This is a genomic window from Pedobacter zeae (assembly GCF_014196715.1).
Taxonomy (GTDB): domain Bacteria; phylum Bacteroidota; class Bacteroidia; order Sphingobacteriales; family Sphingobacteriaceae; genus Pedobacter; species Pedobacter zeae.
Window position 1 is genome coordinate 827,432 of the sequence record NZ_JACIEF010000002.1, and the last position, 24,698, is coordinate 852,129.

The following is a 24,698-nucleotide window of genomic DNA, read 5'->3' on the forward strand; positions in this document are numbered from 1 at the left end:
AATACTACAGATGCTGAAATAAATTCAGCATGACGATCGGTTTGATGATTTTATAATCCTTAAATCCTAAAAATTTTAATCATGGATAATAGAGTAAAACAGGCGTTAAGCGCTTCAATTAATAAATATGCTGAAGTTTCGGCCATTAATGTTGGAGATTTCGAAACAGAATTATTGGCTGCTTTTGAGCTGGATGTTAATTTTTTAGATAAGGCCGAAGCCTTCGATGCTGTTTTCGATAGCCACCCGACATTTGAAGAATTGCGTGAAATCTTTTTTGATTTACTGATGGTAAATTTCTTTAGCAGCGACGTACAGAAATTGGAAGACGATTATCTGGAAAGCGACGAATGGGCAAACATCGAAGAAGAAACCATCGACCGGGGAACGGAGCTTTTAAATCTTCTGCTTTACATTAAAGAATGTAAGGATGAGGATATCGAACCAGAATTGGGCGATTTTCTGAAAGAATTTTTATTGGTAGAGGATGATGAATTTCAGGATGAATTTGAGATTTATGAAGAGCTGATCAGCAACCAGCAACTGGCCGAAAGCAGTGTAGAGGAAATTTGCAAAACAGCTGTTAAATTAAACATCAGTGAAGAAATGCAGGAACTGTTTGTGCCGTTTATGGTTTTCTTCCTGGATGTGGAGGGCAGTAATGAAACCACAAAAGAATTAATTCAGTTTAGCCGTAACAAAGCCTTCGATGCTGCATCTTATACATTGATTACAACAATCAATAACTAACTAAAATTTAAAAAAATGGACAAGAGTGCTCTTATTTCCAAACTAGCTTTAAAAAATGGATTAATGCTGGCTGCGGTTTCAGTCGTTTTATCATTAACCCTGCATTTTATTGATCCCGTATTAATTTATACCAGCTTTGTTGCACAGATAGGGATATTTATTTTGTTTATCGTGCTATTGGTAGTGGTAGGGATTAACATCCGTAAAGAAATTGGTGGGTTCTGGACATTTGGCGAAGCTTTTAAAGCTTTTTTGATTATTTCGCTTATTCTGGCCTTTACTGCAACACTTTATAATGTATTGCTGATGAAAATTATTGATCCGGATCTTCCGGCAAAAGCTGCTGCGGCAATCGAAGATGCACAGCGTGCCATGATGGAAAAATTCGGTATGGCCAAAGAACAGATCGATGAAGCAATAGCTAAATCAGGTAATATGCAAGAAAAATTAGAGCCAACCTTTAAAAATATTTTTACAAGTTTTGGTGTTTCATTGGCCTTGTACGGTGTTCTTTCTTTAATTCTTTCCGCTATTTTAAAGAAAAAGGAGCCAGTAAGATTAGACTCGTTTCCTAAAGAAGGTTAATTCCTTTTATAAAATTTTGAACGTGCAGGTTTTATCATTTATTTTGGTAAAGTTGCACGTTTTTGTTTAAATTAAAACCGAATGCAAAATCTATACATTATTTCGGGGTGTAATGGTGCTGGTAAAACAACAGCATCTTTTACTGTTCTGCCGGAAATGTTAAACTGTAGGGAATTTGTAAACGCTGATGAGATTGCGCGCGGCATTTCGCCATTTAAGCCTGAAAGTGTAGCCATCCAGGCAGGAAAAATCATGTTGAGCAGAATTGATGAACTGCTTCATCAAAAGGTCGATTTTGCGATCGAAACTACATTAACTACAAAATCTTATTTAAATACAATAGAAAAAGCCAAGTTATTGGGCTACCGGGTTACACTTTTATTCTTTTGGCTAAACGATGTAGAGCTTGCTATCGAAAGGGTCAAAACAAGGGTATTAGAAGGTGGGCACGATATTCCCGAAGAGGTAATCAGAAGAAGATATATAAAGGGAATGCGAAATTTACAGCAGTTTATTAAAAATGTCGATTTTTGGTTTGTATTAAATAACTCAAAGGAGTCACTTTATTTCATAGCTGAGGGTAATAAAACTGAAATCACTATATTTGAAAAAGAAAATTGGAAAAAATTAAGTTAACCGTATGGACGATAAACAGACTGCTCTTCAGTTATTACATGAAAAAATAAGTGAAGGGATGAAATTAACTTTCAAAAAACTGGTTGCTTATAAGGCGAAAAATGATGGTGTTTTGGTTTTTTCCGACCAGGGAAAAATTATCAAAGTAAAAGCTAAAGACATAAAATTATAATTCAGATCAAAAATTTTTAACGTGCAGGTTTTATCATTTAATTTGATGAAATTTGCACGTTTTACTTTAAGCAAACCTCGCAGGTTTCTAGCGGCGTAGCCGAAAACCTGCGGGGTTTATGATTAAAAAATGGATATATCAGTAGTAGTACCCTTATTTAATGAAGACGAATCGCTGCCCGAATTAACGGCATGGATTGATAAAGTGATGGTAGAAAATAATTTCAGCTATGAAATTATTCTGGTTGATGATGGTAGTACCGACAGGTCCTGGGAAGTAATTGAAGAATTAAGGCTTCAGAATACGGCCATAAAAGGGATTAAATTTAGACGTAATTACGGTAAATCTGCCGCTTTAAACGTAGGTTTCGAATCAGCACAGGGCAATGTGGTGATTACCATGGATGCCGACCTGCAGGACAGTCCGGACGAGATTCCGGAATTGTATCGCCGCATTAAAGAAGAAAAACTCGATCTGATTTCGGGCTGGAAAAAGAAACGCTATGATCCCTTAACCAAAACCATCCCAACCAAACTTTTCAATGCGGCTACCCGTAAAATGAGCGGTATCGAACTGAACGATTTTAACTGTGGTTTAAAAGCCTACCGGAGCGATGTGATCAAAACAATCGAAGTATATGGCGAAATGCACCGTTATATCCCGGTAATTGCTAAGTGGGCGGGCTTTGGTAAAATAGCAGAGCAGGTGGTAGAACACCGCGCACGCAAATACGGAACCACAAAATTTGGTTTCAGCAGGTTCATCAATGGCTTTTTAGATTTACTGTCGATATTTTTTGTCGGTAAATTTGGCAAACGCCCCATGCACTTTTTTGGTTCACTGGGCGTATTAAGTTTCTTTTTGGGGATGGTTATGTCGCTCTATGTACTGATAGAAAAACAGATCCTGATTTGGAAAGGCCTGGCTTACCGTGATGTCACCGATCAGCCTTTGTTTTATTTATCATTAGTAGCCATTATTGTTGGTTCGCAGCTGTTTTTAGCGGGCTTTATTGCCGAGCTTTTATCGCGTAATGCACCAGAAAGAAATCAATATTTGATAGAAAAAAGGGTATAAGGCAAAAGGTTTAAGGCCGAAGGTTTATACGCCTAAACCTTGTGCCCTAGCAGACAAGTATTAACATTTGAATGTATAAGACAAAAGTTAAGGCGTAATGTAATTGTACGCCAAAGCCCTAAACCTTACACCTTCTACCTTTAACCTTTAAAAAAAATGTTTTTCTCCATTATAATCCCCCTTTACAACCGTCCACAGGAAATAGACGAACTTTTATACACCTTAACCAAACAAACCTATTTACAGTTTGAGGTGCTGGTAATCGAAGACGGTTCTAAAAACGATGCAAAAGCTATAGTAGACCGTTATGCAGACAAACTTGATGTAAAATATTATTTCAAGGAAAATGCAGGGCAGGGCTTTGCCCGTAATTTTGGTTTTGAGCGGGCCAAAGGAGATTATTTTATCATTTTTGATTCAGATATCCTGGTTCCGGCCGATTACCTGGAAATTGTTAAAAATTACCTTTACGAACATCATTTGGATGCTTATGGAGGTCCGGATGCGGCTCATGACAGCTTTACACCTGTGCAGAAAGCCATTAGTTATGCCATGACCTCGCCTTTTACCACGGGAGGTATTCGCGGTAACAAAAAGCATGTTGGGCAATTCCATCCGCGCAGTTTTAACATGGGCGTTTCGCGTCAGGCCTGGGAAAAAGTTGGCGGCTTTATTTTAACGCGTTTGGGCGAGGATATCGAATACAGCATCCGTATCCATGAAAATGGTTTCAAAATCGGTTTAATCCCGGAGGCAAAGGTTTACCATAAGCGCCGGACGAGTTTTAGCCAGTTTTATAAACAACTGCACTTTTTTGGAAGGGCCAGGATCAATATTTATAAACACTTTCCTAAAGAATTAAAGCCTGTACACTTTTTTCCGGCTTTGTTTACATTGGGCTTTGGTTTCACCATTTTATGTAATTTTATTTACCCGCCGCTGGCCTATGTTTGTAACTTCTTCTTACTGATTTACTTTATGTTGATATTTTTTCATTCATGGTCTGTAAATAAATCGTTAAAAGTTGCATTTTTGAGCATTATATCTTCATTTATCCAATTAACCGCTTATGGTTTGGGATTTATACAGGATTTATTTAAACGCGTGGTATTCAAACAACAATGATCAATTATCTAAAAGAAAGTACGTTCGCCGTTAACGATGTAATACAAAAGGCATGGGGCATCACCAAGAAGCACTATTTTTCGATTGCCACGCTATGCTTTTTGATGTTTATCACTGCAAGTGCATCGAGCTTAATGGCTTTTTTTATTAAAGATGTAAGCAAGGCATTAAGTGTGGTAATGGTCATTATTTTTGTGTTGTTGTACTTTACAATTAACCTTTCACTTTTTAAATATATTTTCCATTTAATGGATGATGAAGAAAGTGATGTTAAAATTGTAGATACGCTTCCTACCAGGTTACAGATCATCAGGTTTTTGGTGGCTACCCTTTATTTTGTGGGTTGTATCCTCGGTGTTTACCTGGTGGTCATTTTGATTGCCTTTCCTTTTATTTATACGGGTATCAACGTGGCGATTGTTAAAAATGTTGCCATTTCGGTAGGTATTATTGCCATTTTTATCACCTGGTTAAGGATTTCATTTTTTCCTTTTTTTATTATCGATAAAGGTGCAACTCCTTTCGACTCCATAAAACTGAGTTTGGCTACCACAAAAGGTAATTTTACCAAAATTCTATTGCTTTTGGTTGTTTTAGGTGGTGGATATTTGATTTATCTGCTGTTAAACTACCTGCAATGGCCTCTAATTGCCTTTATTGTAAATATGTTAAGTTCATTTATCATTGTTCCGCTATCCAGCGTAGCGCTAACAGTGGCTTACCGCAAAATTTCTAGCGAATACAAGGGCGACGAACATCCGGATATTTTACATAATATCGTTTAAACCCCGGCCCCTAACGGGGAGTTAAAATCAGCTTAAATTTATGGAAAAAGAAAAGAACGGTAGAAAGCAAAAATCCTATTCAGGGGGTTGGGGGCTAAAAGCAGCACTAAGTAAACCCTTCGCCGCATTTACGGTTTGGCAGATCGGTAAATGGAAGCATAATGCCGTAAATGCTCAAAATAATATCCTGAAAAAACTTGTTGAGGAGGCCAGGAACACTGTTTTTGGAAAAGACCATCATTTTGCGGAGATCAAAAATTACAGTGATTTTAAGAAAAACGTTCCGGTACGGGATTATGAGGGTTTAAAACCTTATGTAGATCGTGTGGTGGCAGGTGAGGCTGATGTACTTTGGAAAGGAAAACCGCTTTATTTTGCCAAAACATCGGGTACTACTTCGGGCGTAAAATATATTCCGCTATCTAAGGAGTCGATGCCGGAACACATCAAAGCTGCCCGGAATGCCATTTTAACCTACATTCACGAAACAGGAAAGGCCGGTTTTGTTAACGGTAAAATGATCTTTTTACAAGGGAGTCCGGTGTTGAGCGTAAAGCATGGTATAAATGTAGGGCGTTTATCCGGTATTGTTGCGCATCATGTACCGGCCTATCTTCAAAAAAATCGGCTGCCATCTTACCAAACCAATATCATAGAAGATTGGGAGCAGAAAGTGGATGCCATTGTGGAGGAGACGATCAACGAAAACATGACTTTGATTTCAGGCATCCCACCCTGGGTACAAATGTATTTCGATAAACTTTCCGAAAAATCAGGAGGAAAGAAAATCAGCGAAATATTCAGGAATTTTAGCCTCTTTATTTATGGTGGTGTTAATTTCGAACCTTACCGGGCAAGAATAGAACAAAGCATAGGCAAAAAAATAGATGCCATTGAAACTTACCCGGCTTCTGAAGGGTTTATTGCTTACCAGGATTCGCAAAAAGACAAGGGCCTTTTGTTATTGGCCGATGCAGGGATTTTTTATGAATTTATCCCGGCAGACGAATATTATAACGACAATCCAACACGTTTATCGCTCGGAGAAGTAGCACTCAATACCAATTATGCCCTGATTTTGAATACCAACGCGGGGTTGTGGGGGTACAGCATTGGCGATACTGTTAAATTTGTATCGAAAAACCCGTATAAAATTGTGGTTACGGGCCGCATTAAACATTTTATTTCTGCCTTTGGCGAACATGTGATAGGAGAAGAAGTAGAGCAGGCCATTTTGAGCGTAGCCAATGAAGAACAGGTAGGGATTACCGAATTTACCGTAGCGCCACAGGTTAACCCGGAAGCAGGACAGTTGCCTTATCATGAGTGGTTTGTGGAGTTTTCATCAGCCCCAAAAGACCTGGCTGCTTTTAGTAAAAAAGTGGATAAAGCGCTGCAAAAGAAAAATATTTATTACTTTGACCTGATTGAGGGGAACATCCTCCAACCATTGATCATACGTACTTTGCAAAAAGATGCATTTGTAAACTACATGAAAAGCGAGGGGAAATTAGGCGGACAGAATAAGGTGCCGAGGTTGAGCAATGATAGGAAACTGGCTGAAGGGTTGGAGAGGTATATTGTTTAACCACGAGTCGTCATTTCGAGGGGGGTGCAACGCAGTCGAGAAATCTGTTTAGATAGATTTCTGAGTTTGTGGAGACCCGAACCGTGGCGAGCGCAGTGTGTTTGTTTATTAAAAGATTCTTCACTGCATTCAGAATGACAAAAATGCGTGAATAATAGAAAATGATTAAATAAAATGCTTGATTAAATTTAGGCATCACGATATTAAAAGATTTGAAAAGAATAACCATATTAGGTTCTACAGGGAGCATAGGTACACAGGCACTCGAAGTGGTTAGTGATCATCCTACAGTTTTTAAAGTTGCAGTATTATCTGCGCTGAAGAACGCTACATTACTCATTCAGCAAGCGCTTAAATTTAAACCTGCTGTAGTAGTTATTGGCGATGAAGGTAAGTACCACGAAGTTAAAAATGCCTTATCTGCTACCGATATTAAAGTTTTGGCAGGCGAAGCGGCTTTAGCCGAAGTTGCGGCCTACGGCGATAGTGACATTGTTCTTACTGCATTAATGGGATCGGTGGGCTTAAAACCCACTATTGCTGCCATAAAAGCCGGTAAAAACATTGCTTTAGCCAATAAGGAAACCTTGGTGGTAGCCGGAGAGCTGATTACCCAACTGGCAGCTGAGTACCAGGTTAAGATTTTACCGGTAGATTCGGAGCATTCGGCCATATTCCAGTGTCTGGTAGGTGAAGAGCAAAATGAGATCGAAAAAATTTACCTCACAGCTTCGGGCGGGCCATTTTTAGGCAAAACGAAGGATTTTCTTGCTACCGTAAAAAAAGAACAGGCATTAAAACACCCTAACTGGGTTATGGGCGCCAAAATCACCATCGATTCGGCTTCGTTGATGAATAAAGGCCTGGAAGTGATCGAAGCCAAATGGCTGTTTAACCTTGAGGCCGACCAGGTGGATGTGATTGTGCATCCGCAATCCATTATTCATTCACTGGTACAATTTACCGATGGATCAATGAAGGCACAAATGGGCCTGCCCGATATGAAATTGCCCATTCAGTACGCTTTAAATTATCCCGACAGGCTAAAAAACAATTTTAAACGTTTTAATTTCCTGGAATATCCGAATTTCAGTTTTTTGAAAGCGGATATGGAAACGTTCAGGAACCTTAACCTTGCTTTTGTATCGTTAAGAAAAGGAGGCAATATGCCCTGCATTTTAAATGCTGCGAACGAGGTGGTTGTAGAGGCATTTTTGAATGATAAAATAGGCTTCCTGCAAATGAGCGAGGTAATTGAGCAGTGTATGGAAGAAGTAGCTTTTATTGAAAAGCCGCAATTGAACGATTATTTAGAAACTGACAAACATAGCCGTATCTTAGCCGGCGAATTAGTAACAAAAAGTATAGTTTAACATCTAACATAAAATTTTATAAGAGAATATGAATGGATTGATTATGGCGGGGCAGCTGTTGCTCGGATTGTCTATATTGGTAATTTTACACGAATTGGGACATTTCCTGGCAGCCAGGGCATTTGGTATTAAGGTAGAGAAATTTTATCTGTTTTTTGATGCCTGGGGTTTTAAACTCTTCAGTTTCAAAAAAGGTGATGTTGAATATGGGATTGGGTGGTTGCCATTGGGCGGTTACGTTAAAATTGCCGGAATGATCGACGAGAGTATGGATACCGAGCAAATGGCATTGCCGGCACAACCCTGGGAATTTCGCTCGAAACCCGCCTGGCAGCGTTTAATCGTAATGTTGGGTGGTATTATCGTAAATGTAATTGTCGGTATTTTTATTTTTTGGATGCTGACTTTCAATATTGGCCAGAATTACACTATAAATGGCAAACTGAACGATGGGATTTCTGTTGGTAAAATCGGTAAGGAAATCGGTTTACAGAACGGCGATAAGATTTTGGCCATTAACGGTAATAAGCTCATCAAATTTGAAGATGCCATTTCAAGCAAGGTTTTGTTTGATGGGGCGCAGCTAACTGTTTTAAGAGGTAATAAAACCCTCTATATTGCTGTGCCTGATACCATTTTGAACAAGATTTCGAAAAATGATAAAGAAAACTTTATTGCTCCGCGTTACAGGATGCAACGGGTAGATAAAGTGAGTGCGCCTGATGAAAAGGCCGATCAGCCATCGTTTTTTGATAAACTGTTCAAACGTAAGTTCGAAAAACCGGTATACCCGGCTTATGCTGCAGGTATTAAACCCGGCGATAGCATTTTATCGGTTAACGGTAAGCCCATTACTTTCTTCGATCAATTTAAAGAAGAAGTTTCCCAAAATAAATTAAAACCGATTACCATCAAGGCATTGCGCAAAGGAAAAGAAATTACATTCGACCTTAAAGTGAGCAAAGAAGGAACGATCGGTATCATCCCTGATTTGAGCACCCCTGAAACGGCACATGTTGATTTTGGCTTTATCGAATCGTTGCCGGTAGGTGCAAATATGGCCTGGAGTACCTTTGTTGATAATGCAAAGGGCATCGGTAAAATGATTACCGGTAAATTGAGCGCACGTAATATCAGCAGTCCAATCGGTATTGCAAAAGTATATGGCAGTACGTTCGACTGGGTTAAATTCTGGACCCTAACCGGACTGATTTCGATGGCATTGGCATTTATGAATCTATTGCCTATCCCTGGCCTGGATGGAGGCCATGTAGTGTTTCTCCTGATCGAAATGGTACAACGCAAGCCTGTAAGCGAAAAAGTGCTGGAGCGGGCGCAGATTGTAGGTTTCGTGATCCTGATTTGTTTAATGGTATTTGCTTTTGGTAATGATATTCTAAAATCATTCGGTAAGTAAACCTGATTGATCATATGGCCACAGATGTGCTGCTCATTACAAAAAGCATATCTGTGGCTTTTTTAATTAAATACCCAGCATGAGCGAACAAAAACAACCCAATTATTTTGAGTTCTATGGACTACCCATACAGTTCAATCCCGATCAGCAGCTAGTGAAAGCTAAATTTTATGCTTTCAGCAAACAATATCATCCCGATTTTTATGCCAACGAAAGTGAAGAGAAGCAGCAGGAGGTACTCGATCTGTCGACTTTGAACAATAAGGCATACCAGACACTGAGCAACGCTAAAAAATGCTTAAAATACGTATTGGAGCTCAAAGGTATCGTAGAAACCGATGAAGGCTACCAGTTACCGCAATCATTTTTAATGGAAATGATGGATATTAACGAGGCACTGATGGATTTGCAGTTTGAACCCGATGCCGGAAAACTGGCAGAAGTGCGGAATAATATCGGAGCGATTGAAGAAGCGCTAAAAACGGAATTGATAGATTTAACAAACCAGTTCGATAACAGTCCGGCTGGCGCATCAGATGTTTTATTGGCTTCCATAAAAGATAATTTTTACCGTCAAAAATATATCGACAGGATCAGGGAAAAATTAGCTCAATAATAGGGGAGCGAGTCCGAAGTCGGGTGTCGGAAGTCTGAAGGTGATTTGGCCATACCCGGCTGGCCAACTCTGTGTGCTCTGTGCCTTCACGCTGTGCCCTCTGTAGTTAAATTGTGTATTGCGTAGGTCAGGATGTGATAACCGTTCGAGTCCTTTAATACCGGAAAGATTCTGAATCAGGTTCAGAGTGATGGTCGCCTGTGCTTTAAGCCCTAAACCCTAAACCTTCTACCTTGTAAGACACCCGATTGTAAAATCATTTCTTAGTTTTTGAAGGTCAGATACTTTGTTTTACTTTCGGTGCAAACAATCAGATACATGAACAGTTCACTTTCTATTTTTCGTAAGGTAGCCGTTGCCGAAGGGATTTCTTACCTGCTTTTATTATTTGTAGCAATGCCTTTAAAGTATTTTGCTAACATGCCGCTGTATGTAAAGTATACCGGCTGGGCGCATGGTTTGTTATTTGTACTCTATGCCGCTACTTTAGTGATGGCCTGGCAGGAACAAAAATGGAAATTTGGGAAAGTTGCCCTTATTTTTGTAGCTTCTTTACTGCCGTTTGCCCCTTTTATTGTAGATAGGAAGCTGAAGGATGAACGGCCTGAAAACGCAAGCCGCATACTATAAGTTAGTTGCGGGTTATTTTAAAATATTTTTTGCATTTCGAGTTTCATTATCTACATTTGCAACCCCGTCCAACAAGAATGCCCGGATGGCGGAATTGGTAGACGCGCTGGTCTCAAACACCTGTGGGAAACCGTGCCGGTTCGACTCCGGCTCCGGGTACTAACCGGGCTCAAGCCCAAAACCTTAAAGGGTTGCTCGTTAAAAAGTAACCCTTTTTGTTTTACTTTCAGTATGTTATCATTGAACGTTGGGTCAATAAAAGCGGTTCTAAAACTACCATTAGCATATATCAGATTATCTTTGAGCACCCCCTTAATGATAGCGTGTTTCTGTGTTACGTTACATTTTTCATAGACTGCGAATAAATTTGTCATAAATGGAAGGATTTTTTCCATTGTGTCTATTTTCTCTCTATCGATACCCACTTCAGTTTGCCGCTGGGTGAATTCCAGTTTGGCCTTTTCTTATTTAAACTTGTTGAACCATATTTGCAGTTATTGTTAAAATGACTAAATTAACGTCCCAAACCAAACACTATGGCAACATCGCTCTCCCCATCGCTAGACGATGGCTTTGATAAAGCAAAGAAACGTGTACGTTCGATCTATCCGGACTACGATAACAGGATTTCGCGTTACACTCACCTGAATTATAACGAGAACGATATTGAATATGATATCAGACGGTTATGGTCAGAATTTCCGACCGTTTCCGGTAGGCAATCTGAGCTTTTAGAGCAGGATATGATTGAGATGATAGGATTAATCTTACTAACGCGGTTTTATGAAGGCCAGGATAGATTCTCATATAACCAACTACAAAATTCCTTTGGAGATATCCTTCGTAAGTTGTGGGAGCGCTTTACCGGATTTTAATTTCGTTTTCTGATCGCTTATGGCCAGTAGTAATATTAGCAATATTAAAGCTTTAAAGGGGTACAAGAGATTTAGCGAATTTAGCAAGCTACTGTTAGCTGGCTTTTCTGCTATCCTGTTTTTTAGCTATGACAAAATAGACTGTGATGGCCTCAAGCTTGCAGAAGGGATTTTGGCTGCTGTCGGGATAGTTTTATCGGGTGCGGCGCTTATGGGCTATGCCAGGGCAGCGGACCATATTGAACTCGAAATAGATAGCAAAAGTGACGCTCCCTTATTATTGGCAGCTTACAAGAATGCAAACGCGCAAATTGATAAATACGATAAGGGATTTTACTGGACGGCTATAGCATTATTGGCTATATCAGCCAGTTTGTTTATTGCCAGCCCTTTTATTTGTGGCAAACAGGATAAAACTGAAAAGGTTAAGAATGTAATCAAAACCTATCAACATGTTGATCAGCAGGATTCGGCAGGTATGCCTCAGAAAAAGGTAACTGTAGCCGTGGATAGTATCAATTGCAAAAAGGTAAATCTTATAACCACATGTGGGTGTGTGGATCGGAACGATTTCCGAAGAAGCAGTTGCTCACCTAAATGCAGAAAGGCAATTCAGAATGGGCGATGCAGCTGTAAACAATAAGTGGTATACTCCTTTTCCAAAGTCTTTTTTACCTGTTGGCGCCTCTTCGCAGGAGTAGCTAAGGTATGCAGCGATTAGTTGTCATTAAAAAATAACCTAAGAAAAACGAAATGTTGAAATCAAATCATTCATCGATAACAGATTTCGTTAGACGAAGAAGCTTAAAATCAACCACATTCAATAAATCATAAATTGATTGCCATCCGAACATGATCTTACATAACAATATTAAGGAATTTCTTGGGCAGGAACTGACCCAGGCAAAAGAGGTTTGGATCGCCAGCGCCATGATCAGCAGGAATGGATTGAAATTTATCCAGGAACACATTCCTAAAATAGCCAAACAACATTATTTGATTGGAATTGATCTGAACACCGAGCCAGAAGTTTTTGTGCGGCTTTACGCCAATAGTGACCACAACGCAAGGGTTTACAAGTCTGCTTATACCTATCATCCCAAAGTATACCTGATTCTCGGGCTTGATGATTCGCTAAAAGCTATCATTGGTTCTTCCAATACCACTACATGGGGGTTGGAGAAAAATGTCGAAATGAATTTCCAGATATCTGATCAAGCAGAGTGCACAAAACTCTTGGACTGGTTTAATGGTCTTTATGCCAAAGGCCATATCATCACGCCGGAGTTCATCGACTCCTACAGAGCCAGTTTTGTGAGGATGCGTTCGAAGGTTAAGGAGATCGATACCGAGGCTGCCTCGCTCAAGCTTGAACTTGCAGAGAACAGCGGTCAATTTTTTACCCACAACCAGCATCGAATTTTTAAGGAGATTTATCATACGGTTGAAAACGATGATTTAAAGGAGTTGAGAAAGGAAGTCAGGGCTAGGTTTCTGGAACTGCATTCCCGGATTTATCCTGCCTTTGTGAAGGAAGGACTGGTCAACCTTCATGCCCATCACCAAAAGAAGGAGTGGGTGAGCCGGCACTTTTTTAACCGGTTCAGTGGCTTTTATATCAATGCCATGTGGCTGCATTATGGTAAATCGGAGTCTGAATTGGCCGTTTACAATAATGGTGATCGGTCCATTAACAATCCATCGCGGTTCATTAATAACATCAGGATGCAGGTGATCATACATGACCAGGATGTAGGTCTGTGGTTGATGTTGGGCAGGGGCGGCGCAAGTCTGATCGATCGCAAACACCTGAAAAACAAATTGGCTGACCTTGCTTTCAGGACTGTGTTTTTTGATGCCTTTAAAAATCTCGGCAAGGGCTACTGGATCAATGCCGGAGCACCGGTAGGTGAAGCAGATATTGTCACTGCCGACCAATTAGCTCAAATTGTGATGCAGAGCCGTGAAGATGCCTATTTTATTATCGGTCGGAACATCTATTACCTGGATAATGCCCTCTCAGACAAGCAAATTGCAACTACAGTAATGGAAGCCTTTAAAAAACTTTACGTGCTTTACGAGCTAATCAGGCACGGGTAAATACGCTTAAATGCAAGAGTTTGGACTACTGCTAATTGAGTTATGGAGTCTAAACGAGCTATATTTTGATTTTGGCATATGCCTAAACCATCAGGTTCATCGATCAGCTATGAGCATTTATCGGAAGATTACCAGTTCTAGCTCGTTTTTCCAGTTAATAAACGCTTCTGCAGTGTCGGTATAATCATGATTGACCCGACAAAATGAATCTTCGGCTATGATGAGATAAGCTGTTCTACCCTTAGATTTGATAATGCTCATAACGCCCTCCAGTTACTTTAGCTTCAACTTTAAAACATCCGGATCTTTTTCAATGCTCCAGATATAAGTCGCTTCTGCAGTATTAAGTGTTTCCCAGACGATATGGTAGTTGCTTTCGCTTTGGATCAAAAAGAAAAACGAAAAGGGGTTTTGGGTAAACCTGAGCTTCATCACCTCACAAGCGTGTTTACTGGACAAGAACCTGAGGTGTTTGTAGTGCTTGCTATTGGAGACCTTTAACTGGTCCTCCAAAAAAATCTTTTCATCATCGTAAAATGTACCTGGTTTGAGTTTCTCATCGCCAAAAGCCTCGAAATATTCTTCCATCGTATAAAGGTTCCTATCTGGCACTGCGCTTATCGTTTTATTGTTAGTCTTTAGGAATTCAAATTTTACATTTTCGATCAGTTCCCTGTTGATTCGATCTATTTCCGGCGATTTTGCAGATTTGGATACAACTTCGCCGCCAGATAATTCGATCGTGGCAGTGACCTCGATTTTTTTTGTTTTGAGGATATTTCCAAAGTAGTTCTTAATCGAATCATATTCTTCCCTGATATCCTCATTGATAATGGTGAACCCGGTGGATTTGTTTTGTCCAGGGATGATCAGTTCAAATGATACGCCCCCTGCGATGAAACGCACATTTTTTAGTGCGATGGAAAATGTTTTGGTCAGCGTCTGTTTTTGTACTGGCCTCACAAATTCTGCAATCGCTGGGTGGTGCGTAGCCCTGTTTGTCGTGCTAATCCGATGAGTATAAATTGAGCTGGGCATTCCGCCTCTTAAGGTGTCCCAAAGGCCTCCGGTATCGACGCTTTTGAAAGATATGGTTTCCAGGGTGTTAAGGACAGCTGACAGCGCCTTCTGGTTACTTTCAAATTCCGTGTGTCCAATATGATACGATAATACCTCACAGAATATTTTGCGTTCAACCTCAGTATATTTTCTCACCCTTAAGATCCAGTATGCAGGGGACTTGAAACCTTTTTGGGCAATATCGGCTATACCGATCTGTTCAAAGGTCAGTGGGCGGTCGGGGGTCAAGTAGGCTTTATCCTGGTTAAATAGTATTTTAAGTTCCTGTCCGTCCATTGTTTGGTTATTATTAGTAAGTTACCGGTTCTTAAATATATGAACTTTGTACGATAGATTGATTCGTTCAATAATTGATGTTCAATAAATATTAACGTTCTTTGGGCGTATCCCTGGCTGACTAGTGTCTTGCGGTATAGGTTGATGCTATTGCGGGAGGATGCCGCTCGGGCCGCTCACGCATTGTTAGCGGCTTAAATTAAAACGGTAGTTCGTTGAGGGTAAAAATGAACTTTCCGGTATACCTAAAGTTATCCTTTAACCATTCAGCAGTAATTTTATTGCTCTTTTCATCGTTGTTAATATAGTCAATCAATTCCTCACTGGCATTGAACTGGACTTCGAGTACTGCCTGCTCGTTAATCATAAAATAAGGCCACCGGAAATCATCCTGCTGAACACGGAATTTCCCCTGTAACTCATACTTTAATTCGCTTATCAGGTCATCCTCGGCACCATTAACAACAATCTTTTTGGCATAGTAGTCTTCCCAGATTTCTTTCTCATAAAACCTTGGGATTCCATTTCCTACAAGATCGATATTGAGTTTATGTAGATTATTGAAATCTTCGATAACTTCTTCCAAAGCGGAAAGCTTAGCAAAGACAATCCTGCTATTGTGTTCTTTTTTATTAACGAGAAATCGGTTGACGTAATTAATCCTTTCGATCTCCTTTTCAGTGAAATCGTCATTGTTGCATTCCAGTTCAATGAATTTACCTACATCTGCAACCGTCAATAGATTTAGGTTGTAATAATATTTCCTGTCTTGCCTTCGCATGGGAAGGGATTCAAGTTCATAAGCCTGCGATTTAATCAGCGTAATGATACTTTCAAATATGGCCGAGTCCTGACCAATCTTTTTAACCTCGCCTTTTCCCTCATATTCCCTGAAAGCAAAAACGGTTTTATTATATTCGAATTTCGCATCAAGCTCTTTATGGATTTTTTCGTCGCATCCCTTCAAGTCCGAAAACTTTTTGCCCTTCAACTGGTAATTCAATATTTCGGAATTCGACCAAAAAGTGAAAGGTACGGTATCAAGGTTCCATTTGGTGCCCTTTGCATTGCGTGTTAAAAAAATCCAATCTTTGAAGGTGCTTTTTTGCAACTGATGATCAATGCGGTGTAGACCATTACAGTGTCTACTTCGTTTGCTTTGTACACCAGTAAATCCATTTCCCTTTGGATTGACTGCACATCGTCAATGTAAAATCTATTATGGATCACACTCCAATCGTGTTTTTCCAATACAGTTGCGACCTGATGTTCTAAAATAAAACCAGTTTTTTCCTTGATTTCCTCCGCAATGTTTATAAACGGAATTTCTATTGTCTTTTTCAAAATGGATAGTGTTAATTTATTCTTTAATGTAGTTAAATTTGTCTTGATATTTTAGCGAAAACATAACATAAAGTCTATGGAAAACTGATACTGTTTTTTGTTGTCTAAATGCTCTTTTATGATCGGATCGTCTAAATTGAATCTTTTGGATAGACAGCTTCAGGTATTGGAAAAGCAGGGAAAACCACATCATTGATCTATTCCGGTTTTCTTTATTCGGACTGGTTGTCATTCCAGTGAAAAAAGCTACTTGTTAGATCCAAATTATTCTCGATTTTTTTTTGTTGTAACTAGTCTTTCTGACAAGATAACTAGCTCAATACTAATATAGAAATACGAAATAATATATTTGATGTATGCCAACTTTTTGTGTTCAAAAATTGGCATGATAAGGGTACTTCTTAGCAGAATTGTTCAAATCTTTAAATGAAATTTTTTCGTTTTAAATCATCGATAATCGGTTCTATAATCATAAAGAAGCGTGAAGTGTGTTCTAACCAGTCATCATTGATCGTACTAACCGGAAAGATTGTTTTTAGAAACATCTTTCCGGTTTTTTGTTTTTAAGCCTTTTTAATCAAGCTAAAATCCAACGCTGAGGGAGCTTTGACAGCCCCTCAGTGTTGGAATAAATTTTAATCAAATACCGGTATAGCGAAAAATACCTTAGGCTATACCTGCTGCGAACGATTTATGATTTAATAAAAGCTAAAATATCGTTGTTGATTGTTTCAGCTTCTGTGGTCGGCATTCCATGTGGAAAGCCCGGATAGGCTATTAATTTTCCGTTGCTTAACAAAGCGGCAGCCTTTGGAGCCTGAGTAAATGGTACAATCTGATCATCTTCGCCATGCAGTACCAGCACGGGTACTGTAGCTGCTTTCAGATCTTCACTTAGGTCTGTTTCAGAGAAAGCTTTGATCCCTTCATAGTGCGCTTTTACTGAGCCACTCATTCCCTGGCGCCACCAGTTGTGTCTGAGGCCCTCTTCAATTGTTTTGCCCTCCCGGTTCCAGCCGTAGAAGGCGATCGGGAAATCGTAAAAATACTGTGCCCTTGTAAAGCCGGTTCCTTTACGGATTTCATCAAATACGGCTAAAGGTACGCCATCCGGGTTCTGCTCGTTTTGAATCATGAGCGGCGTAACGGCGCTGATGAGTACGGCTTTGGCCACGCGGTCTTTACCATACTTTGCTACATAGCGGATCACTTCTCCGCCACCTGTAGAATGCCCGATGTGGATTGCATCACGTAAATCTAAAGCTGCTACCAGCTCTGCTACATCTGCCGCATAGGTGTCAATGTTGTGGCCTTCTGAGGCTTGACCTGATCTTCCGTGGCCACGACGATCGTGGGCAATTACCCGGAAACCCTGATTTACGAAGAACATCATCTGGGCATCCCAGTCGTCACTTGATAAAGGCCATCCGTGATGAAAAACAATGGGTTGTCCTGTTCCCCAGTCTTTGTAATAAATTTCAGTTCCGTCTTTAACTTTGATTGTACTCATGGTTGATTTTAATTTTTTAAATGTGTTTTGACAGGTGGTTTATACCTATAGGCACCCGTTTGCCAAACCAGATGCAATAGGTGTGCCTTTGTTTTATTTATTTGTATTTCAGTTGTTTATGTTGTTTTTTAGGCTTAGGTTATTAACTGTATTTCGTTAATTTACTATGGCGCCCGTGTTGGTTGCCGGATTTACTTTATTTCGTTTATGTGAGCAGGCTAAGTCGTAACCGGGATCAGCTGAAAAGAAATGTAACTAAATGTAAGTTTATGCCTGATCTGGACTGATCTGGCCACGAAAAATGCTGTTGCTTTAAAAGATGGCCAGTTGAGGGGTGAGGGGGAATCTGCAAAGAATTCCACCCGCAATTATTTTACAAACTCGAATTTTATTCCGAGTTTCTTGATTTTAGAATTTAAGGTGGTGGATGGAATGTTAAGCATTTCTGCGGCGCCACCGGCCCCAAATATTTTGCCTTTGCAGAGCTTTAAGACATGCAGGATATGGTCCCTTTCCATCTCTTCCATGGTTTTAACTTTCGAGCCGCTATCATCAGCTAGAGCCGCCGCCGGATTGGTATCGGGATATGCAATTTCAGTGATAACATCACCATCGGTTAGCAGCATTGTCCTTTCGATCAGGTGTTCAAGTTCCCTAATGTTGCCCGGCCAGTTAAATGTTTGTAATGTTGCAAGTGCGGCCGGAGAAATAGAAGTTACTTTAGCGGACGATTTTTTACCGTATTTCTCCAGGAAATGCAGCGTAAGTAAGGGAATGTCTTCTTTGCGGTGTCTTAATGCAGGAAGTTCAATCGGGAATACATTTAACCGGTAATAGAGGTCTAAACGGAAGCGCCCTTCGGCCACTTCTTTTTCCAGATTCCGGTTGGTAGCGGTGATAATCCTGACATCGACTTTTTTAGTTCCATTTCCTCCAAGGCGTTCAATCTCTTTTTCCTGCAGAACACGCAGTAGCTTTACCTGGGCCTCAAGGGGGAGTTCGCCGATTTCATCAAGAAAAATCGAGCCGCCATCTGCTTGTTCGAACTTGCCCATCCGTTTTTCATTGGCTCCGGTAAATGCACCCTTTTCATGTCCGAAAAGTTCCGATTCGATAAGTGTAAGTGGCAATGCAGCACAGTTAACGGTGATAAATGATTTATTTTTTCTTGGCGAAAGCTTATGGATGGTATGTGCAATCCTTTCTTTTCCGGTGCCGCTTTCACCTAAAATGAGCACCGAGGTATCATCCGGTGCAACGGTTTCAATTTTCTTGAGTGCGTTATGGAGTAAGGGACTATTACCGATAATGCCGTGAAAATCATTCACCGGTACCGGGCTGATTTTTTTTTGCACCGGTGGCGAGGCTAAGGCTGTAGTTTCGGCTGTTTTGTTCGTTGTGTCTTGCTTCGGAGCATACAGGGCTTTATCAATAAGCAGTTCAAATGCCTTGCAGAACTGGTTAATGATGCCGGTATGTACTTTGGAAAAAACATCGCTCAGCCGGCTAAAAAATACGATTTGAAATGTTTCTTCGCCTTTTGCGATCTCTGCTACCAGTGCAGATTCGAGCTTGTACCCATCAGAGAGGTGCTGTATCCAGCGGCTCTCCATTCGCAATCTGCGGAAATCATATCCGTTAAAGATAGATTTTCCGTTTGTAGGTATCCTTGCAATATTCCACGTTTTAAAATCACGTGCAGAGGCACCGGTCTCTTTTAAAAGCTCATCATTGCTAATTAGCCTGAAGCTTTCATTGGATTCCTTTAAAAGGGTGATATCTTTGGTGGTAGTATGGGGCACGGTCCGGCTTATCCAAAGAAAATCAAAAGGAATCAGCGGGTGGAGTAGCTTACTGAATTCCTGTAGTTTTGCACTTTTTGTTCCTTCATTCTCCAGGATGTGTTCAATTTGGATGTGTATGGAAGAATCGGCATTTTGGTTATATTTAATGTTTTGCTCATGCCGGTAACGGGCAATGTCAAGCATCACCATCAGGTCTTTTTCCCGAAAGGGTTTTACCAGAAAACCATAAGGCAGCGTAGCCTTCGCCGCTTCGAGTATACCCTGGTTGGTATTTGCTGAAATGTAGATGAAAGGAATACCCATTCCGGTAAGTTGAGCGGCCAGATCGATCCCCGTCTTATCCCCCTGTAAAAAAATATCCAACAAAATCCAGGAGGGTTCTTTTGAGGCAATAAGTTCAAGGGCTTTGACTACAGAAGGGGCTATGCCGCAGACTTTATAACCCGCTTTTTCCAGCATGATCCTCAAATCATTTGCTACAATAAATTCATCCTCAACAATTAAAATTTTCTGTTTCATTTTTTATCTAGGGCACAATTAACATCCGGGCTGTTTTCCGGGAGATCTTCCTTATTGTTGTTAAAACCTGCGAAATTTTATCAGTTGAAGGCAGATCCGGTACGGTTTCTATTCAATAAGAGTACCATTGGTTAACGGTTTGTAATTTAGGTGGTTAGCTTATAAGTATTTGCCTATATTCTATGATATATCGTTAATTTACCAAATAGCGCGAATTTAAGATTTTGTGATGCCCAGCTTTTTAATTTTCGAATTAAGCGTGGTAGCCGGGATTCCCAGCAGTTCAGCCGCTCCTCCGCTACCTGCCACTTTTCCTTTACAGAGTTCCAGTACCCTGATGATATGATCGCGTTCATTATCTTCAAAACTTTTAATTTCTGTCGAAATAGGAGTCTGCTCGCCTTTGGTTTCCAACGCCAGGTCTTCTACTGCCAACCGGCCATCTTTTGAAAGCAAGATACTGCGTAAGATGGTGTGCTCGAGTTCCCTGATGTTGCCCGGCCAGTTGTATTGCATTAATACGTTCAAAAAATTGGTTGGAATCTCCTGTACTGGCTTCCCTAGTTCTTTGGCGTGTTTGCTGACAAAGTGGGCGGCGAGTAAGGGGATGTCTACCTTTCGCTGTGCTAGCGGTGGCAGGTGGAGCGGAAAAACATTTAGCCGATAAAACAGGTCTAAGCGGAATTTACCCTTGGCGATTTCTTTTTCCAGATCCAGGTTGGTTGCTGCAATTATTCTCAGATCTACAGCGAGTGGCTGATTGCTGCCTATCCTTTCGATTTCTTTTTCCTGGAGTACCCGGAGCAGTTTCGACTGCAGATCAATAGGCATTTCGCCGATTTCATCCAGAAATATCGTTCCTCCGCTCGCCTCTTCAAATTTTCCGATCCGTGTTTCCAGCGCACCGGTAAAAGCGCCTTTTTCGTGCCCGAATAAGATCGATTCGATCAGCTCAAGTGGCAAAGCCGCACAATTAACCGCAATAAAAGGCTTTTGGCTTCTTCCGGATAGCCGGTGAAGGCTTTTGGCCACTTCTTCTTTTCCTGTTCCGCTTTCTCCGGTGATTAAAACTGAAGTATCTGTTGGGGCCACGATCTTGATTTTATCCAAAAGGTTTAAAATTAAGGTGCTCTTGCCGATGATGTTGGCAAACACTTTTTCTTTTTCAGGATGTAAATTGGCGAAAGTAGTTTTAGGCTGTACTTCGTCAGCTTTTTTCATCTCCACCAAATGGATGAGTTTTTTCTCGAGTGTTGTGGAGAGAAAATTCAATAATTCCATATGCGAGGGTTGATAAAGGTGTGGGGTTCTGCTATAGAAAGAAAAGCTGATGTGATCGCCGTTTTCAAGATGGAATGTTTTAACGAGGTTGGAATGCAGGTGATAGGTGCTGGCCATCAGGTTTTTCATAGGAGCAAGCTGTTTTACATTTTCGAAGCGCTCGCCAGTGTATATTGCATCTGCAGTGGTTTCCGGAACAAGTTGATTTAACCGGTTATATTCTTTTCTCGTCAGTCCGCTGGTTTCTATAAATTCATCTGCTGTGAATAAATCATATTGATCGAAGTTTGTGCGGATTATTCCGATTTCGTTATAGCGTTTTCCATCTGCAGCGATTCCCGATAGCGCTATAAAATCGAAGGGTATGTAAGGTTGAAATGCGCCGGCTATGGAAAGGATTTTTTTCTGCCAGGTGAGCGATTTTAACGAGATATCGACAATGAAATCGTGCATGAACCTTTCGCTGCTCAGCTTCATGTTTTTGCTGTTTTCTTTGCGATAGTTAGCAATATCAATACTAAGCAGTATGTCTTTTTCCCGGTATGGTTTCACAATGAAGCCATAAGGGCAGGTAGACTTTGCTGCTTCGAAAACCTTTTCATTCGAATTGGCCGATACGTAGATAAAGGGGATTTCACTTTTCATCAGTTCCAGGGCCAGATCAATCCCTGTTAATCTTCCTTTCAGGTAGATATCTAAAAAAACAAGGTCTACCGGTTGGGATTGTAGCATGACCTGGGCATTTTTAAAGGAGTCGGCAATGCCCACCACCTGGTACCCGGCCTTTGACAGGATCATTTGCAGGTCGTGGGCTACAATAAATTCGTCCTCGACGATCAGGATTTTTTTTATCATCATTGTTTAATCGTTAAATGGCTCAGCTGCCTCCTTACTGCTAAATCTCAGGCTAACGGTTACACCATTTTCGCTCATCATGGAGAAGTTTGCATCTATCTGGCTGCTCAACCCCTTCATCAGGGTAAGCCCCAGGGTATTGCTTCTTTTATAATCAAAACCTGGCGGCAATCCCATGCCATTGTCTTTTATTAATAATAAATATTCATCTTGGCCACATGCGTTTAAGCTGATCTCGATTTTACCGCTAGCACGGTTTTGGAAGGCGTATTTAAAAATATTGGTAATCGCCTCATTAATGATTAATCCAAGTGGTATGGCTTTGGAAACATCAAGTTCGAGATCGATGATGTGCTGGTTGAATTTGATCTTTTTGTCGCTACTGACACTCTCTTTCAAATATTCTACCAACTCAAAAATGTAAGGCTGGATCTGAATCGTCGAAACGTTCTGGGTTTGATAAAGTTTCTGGTGAATCAGCGCAATGCTCTTTAGCCTGTGCTGGCTTTCTTTAATCGCTTCAATCGCCGCCTTATCTTCCAGGTAATGGCTTTGGCTGTTGAGTAAGCTCATGGTAAGCTGGAGGTTGTTTTTGACCCGGTGGTGAACTTCCCTGATCAGACATTCCTTTTCTTCGATAAGTTTATTTTTCTGCTCCACATTGCGTTCCAGTTCGGCATAGGCAAGATCTATTTCTGCCTTTTGCCTTACCAAAGTGTTATGTAGTTTTTTCTTAAGGCTAAACCTGCCGTATAATAATACCAGCACGATCGAAACGAAGGCAAGGCCGGTTATGGTGGCGTTCCTGATCCATTGCACCCGGTTGAGTTGCTGGCTCTGAAGCTGGGATTTCTTTCTTAACAGCTCATTCTCATTTTCTTTTTGTGAGGCTTGAAATTCAATTTGCAGGCGTTGGATCGCCTCCAGGTTATTCTGGTTAAGCATAGAATCTTTAAGCCGATGGAAATCCTGAAGATGCACAATGGCCTGGGCAGGGCGGTTAAGTGCGAGATCAATCTTGTAAAGTATTTCATTAAGCCTGATCTGCCTGGGCAGGGTCATGGTAATCTGGTTTAAACTCGCCTTTTTTGCATTTTCGAGGGCTAGCGAATATTTTTTTTGGGAGAAATAAAATTCGCTGGCAGAAAAAAAAACTGAGGTTCTGAAAGGATTCGACAAGGACATGGAGGGTGAAAGCAGCCGTTTAAAATAATAATCGGCCTGGCTATAGCGTCCCAGCGCGGTATAACTTTCGGCAAAGCCCAGGTACATAAAGTTCGCCTGATCATCGGCTCTGTTTTTTACGCCCTGCCAGGTATTCTTCAGCAAGCTCAGCGCTTTTTCTGCCTGATTTAATTTGATCAGCTGGGTAGCGATCATATATGCCGGAATAAATATATATGGATCATCTGCAGCAAGCTGATGATATGAACGGGTATACCATTTAATGCTTTCCTGCGGTTTGTTAATCGCTTCATATGCTGCAGCCACCCGGTTTAGATAAGTAACATACACTTCCTCATGGTTTGCTTCGGCAACCCTTATGCTCTGCAGGGCAGATTCCAGCGCCTTGCTCATTTCTCCTTTTCGGTTGTATACCGCCGAGAGCAGATCATAGGCCATAGGAAGGCGGGGAAGTTTATATTTTTTATCCAGCTCAATTACCTGGAACAGTTCGCTAATGGCCAGATCGAAGTTTTCTTCCTCTAAATGGAAGTCGGCCATCTCTCTGAGCAACTCCGCCTCCCGGTAGTGCGCTCCGAAAGTTTTTGCACTTTTTTTGTAAAGCCTATAAGCCATTTCTGCCCGGAGGTAAAAAGTTTTGTTCCTGTAATCCGCTACCGTATCGGGCACGTTCTGGTAATACTGGTACCAAGCATTTGCCTCCAACGATTCATTGCCCAGTTTTTTGGCAATAGCGATCGCATTTTCGTATGCACTGGATTGTGGTGCACGTAATTTACTTTGGCCATATAAATGGCCATACAGCAGTTGTATTTTGTATTTCCAGGTTAAAGCTCCTGTAGCCTCACTGATCATCCACGCTTTTTTAAGTAGCTTAGCGGCACCGTTTAGCTGCTGTTTTGTTACAGGTTGCTGCTTAATAAGTTCACTGGCAGACTGATATAACAATTTGATTTGACTGGTATCCTGCTTTAACGGGGCGGCTGTTTTTATTGTGGCCGGATCAACACGGGTTGCATAAGAAAAAGAAGGCTTTATCAATAACCCAAGACCTATTAAGAATAAAAGGAGGTAGCTACCTATACGGCCCATGTAGATGTGATTTAATTGCATG

General features: G+C 40.8%; 22 protein-coding genes and 1 tRNA gene. 16 read left to right on the forward strand and 7 right to left on the reverse strand.

Translation table 11 applies throughout. The features are described 5' to 3' along the window. Window positions 1-81 precede the first annotated feature (81 nt). From GGQ60_RS10205 to GGQ60_RS10280, 16 genes are all read left to right on the forward strand, one after another. Window positions 82-750 carry a hypothetical protein gene (locus tag GGQ60_RS10205; protein ID WP_183763242.1) on the forward strand — a complete coding sequence of 223 codons (669 nt, stop codon included), beginning with the start codon at window positions 82-84 and terminating at the stop codon, window positions 748-750. 15 nt (window positions 751-765) lie between these two features. Further along, window positions 766-1,335 (forward strand): DUF4199 domain-containing protein, encoded by a 570-nt coding sequence (locus GGQ60_RS10210; protein WP_183763245.1) that lies wholly within the window; start codon window positions 766-768, stop codon window positions 1,333-1,335. 81 nt (window positions 1,336-1,416) lie between these two features. After that, window positions 1,417-1,971, forward strand: coding sequence for an ATPase (locus tag GGQ60_RS10215; protein WP_183763248.1), 555 nt, complete (start codon window positions 1,417-1,419; stop codon window positions 1,969-1,971). A gap of 4 nt (window positions 1,972-1,975) precedes the next feature. Further along, a complete protein-coding gene (locus tag GGQ60_RS10220) occupies window positions 1,976-2,143 on the forward strand; it encodes a DUF8506 family protein (RefSeq protein ID WP_183763250.1) in 168 nt (55 codons plus the stop codon). Between the two features lie 129 nt (window positions 2,144-2,272). Next, a complete protein-coding gene (locus GGQ60_RS10225) occupies window positions 2,273-3,220 on the forward strand; it encodes a glycosyltransferase family 2 protein (protein ID WP_183763253.1) in 948 nt (315 codons plus the stop codon). Window positions 3,221-3,376: 156 nt separating this feature from the next. Next, window positions 3,377-4,345: a glycosyltransferase family 2 protein gene (locus GGQ60_RS10230; RefSeq protein WP_183763257.1), complete on the forward strand. Its 969-nt coding sequence runs from the start codon at window positions 3,377-3,379 to the stop codon at window positions 4,343-4,345. Further along, window positions 4,342-5,130: a hypothetical protein gene (locus GGQ60_RS10235; RefSeq protein ID WP_183763260.1), complete on the forward strand. Its 789-nt coding sequence runs from the start codon at window positions 4,342-4,344 to the stop codon at window positions 5,128-5,130. The genes GGQ60_RS10230 and GGQ60_RS10235 overlap by 4 nt, the downstream gene beginning before the upstream one ends. A 40-nt stretch (window positions 5,131-5,170) precedes the next feature. Further along, window positions 5,171-6,718, forward strand: a complete 1,548-nt coding sequence (locus GGQ60_RS10240; protein WP_183763263.1) for a GH3 auxin-responsive promoter family protein — start codon at window positions 5,171-5,173, stop codon at window positions 6,716-6,718. 212 nt (window positions 6,719-6,930) lie between these two features. Then, entirely contained in the window at window positions 6,931-8,091 is a 1,161-nt protein-coding gene (locus GGQ60_RS10245) for a 1-deoxy-D-xylulose-5-phosphate reductoisomerase (protein WP_183763265.1), read from the forward strand. A gap of 28 nt (window positions 8,092-8,119) precedes the next feature. Next, entirely contained in the window at window positions 8,120-9,508 is a 1,389-nt protein-coding gene (gene rseP / locus GGQ60_RS10250; protein ID WP_183763268.1) for an RIP metalloprotease RseP, read from the forward strand. A gap of 79 nt (window positions 9,509-9,587) precedes the next feature. Next, window positions 9,588-10,124, forward strand: a complete 537-nt coding sequence (locus GGQ60_RS10255; RefSeq protein ID WP_183763270.1) for an iron-sulfur cluster co-chaperone HscB C-terminal domain-containing protein — start codon at window positions 9,588-9,590, stop codon at window positions 10,122-10,124. A gap of 318 nt (window positions 10,125-10,442) precedes the next feature. Beyond that, on the forward strand, window positions 10,443-10,754 hold the full coding sequence (locus GGQ60_RS10260) for a DUF3817 domain-containing protein (RefSeq protein ID WP_183763273.1): 312 nt from the start codon (window positions 10,443-10,445) through the stop codon (window positions 10,752-10,754). A gap of 79 nt (window positions 10,755-10,833) precedes the next feature. Then, window positions 10,834-10,913 (forward strand) — tRNA-Leu (locus tag GGQ60_RS10265). Between the two features lie 377 nt (window positions 10,914-11,290). Continuing rightward, the gene (locus tag GGQ60_RS10270; RefSeq protein WP_183763276.1) at window positions 11,291-11,629 is read left to right on the forward strand and encodes a hypothetical protein; all 339 of its coding nucleotides are present in this window, start codon (window positions 11,291-11,293) and stop codon (window positions 11,627-11,629) included. Between the two features lie 19 nt (window positions 11,630-11,648). After that, window positions 11,649-12,272, forward strand: a complete 624-nt coding sequence (locus tag GGQ60_RS10275) for a hypothetical protein (protein WP_183763279.1) — start codon at window positions 11,649-11,651, stop codon at window positions 12,270-12,272. 209 nt (window positions 12,273-12,481) lie between these two features. After that, window positions 12,482-13,729, forward strand: a complete 1,248-nt coding sequence (locus GGQ60_RS10280; RefSeq protein WP_183763280.1) for a phospholipase D-like domain-containing protein — start codon at window positions 12,482-12,484, stop codon at window positions 13,727-13,729. A 273-nt stretch (window positions 13,730-14,002) separates the two neighbouring features. Here GGQ60_RS10280 and GGQ60_RS10285 read toward each other — a convergent pair whose 3' ends face one another. The 7 genes from GGQ60_RS10285 to GGQ60_RS10315 form a co-directional block, all read right to left on the reverse strand. Then, the gene (locus tag GGQ60_RS10285; RefSeq protein ID WP_183763283.1) at window positions 14,003-15,085 is read right to left on the reverse strand and encodes a hypothetical protein; all 1,083 of its coding nucleotides are present in this window, start codon (window positions 15,083-15,085) and stop codon (window positions 14,003-14,005) included. Between the two features lie 199 nt (window positions 15,086-15,284). Further along, window positions 15,285-16,052: a hypothetical protein gene (locus GGQ60_RS10290; protein WP_183763286.1), complete on the reverse strand. Its 768-nt coding sequence runs from the start codon at window positions 16,050-16,052 to the stop codon at window positions 15,285-15,287. 107 nt (window positions 16,053-16,159) lie between these two features. Then, window positions 16,160-16,429: a hypothetical protein gene (locus GGQ60_RS10295; protein ID WP_183763289.1), complete on the reverse strand. Its 270-nt coding sequence runs from the start codon at window positions 16,427-16,429 to the stop codon at window positions 16,160-16,162. 691 nt (window positions 16,430-17,120) lie between these two features. After that, window positions 17,121-17,939 carry an alpha/beta fold hydrolase gene (locus tag GGQ60_RS10300; RefSeq protein ID WP_183763292.1) on the reverse strand — a complete coding sequence of 273 codons (819 nt, stop codon included), beginning with the start codon at window positions 17,937-17,939 and terminating at the stop codon, window positions 17,121-17,123. Window positions 17,940-18,307: 368 nt separating this feature from the next. After that, complete coding sequence (locus tag GGQ60_RS10305; RefSeq protein WP_183763295.1) at window positions 18,308-20,263, reverse strand: sigma 54-interacting response regulator; 1,956 nt, start codon at window positions 20,261-20,263, stop codon at window positions 18,308-18,310. Between the two features lie 216 nt (window positions 20,264-20,479). Continuing rightward, a complete protein-coding gene (locus tag GGQ60_RS22980) occupies window positions 20,480-22,402 on the reverse strand; it encodes a sigma 54-interacting transcriptional regulator (protein WP_183763298.1) in 1,923 nt (640 codons plus the stop codon). Window positions 22,403-22,405: 3 nt separating this feature from the next. After that, window positions 22,406-24,697 carry a tetratricopeptide repeat-containing sensor histidine kinase gene (locus GGQ60_RS10315; RefSeq protein ID WP_221235923.1) on the reverse strand — a complete coding sequence of 764 codons (2,292 nt, stop codon included), beginning with the start codon at window positions 24,695-24,697 and terminating at the stop codon, window positions 22,406-22,408. Between the last annotated feature and the right edge of the window lies 1 nt (window position 24,698).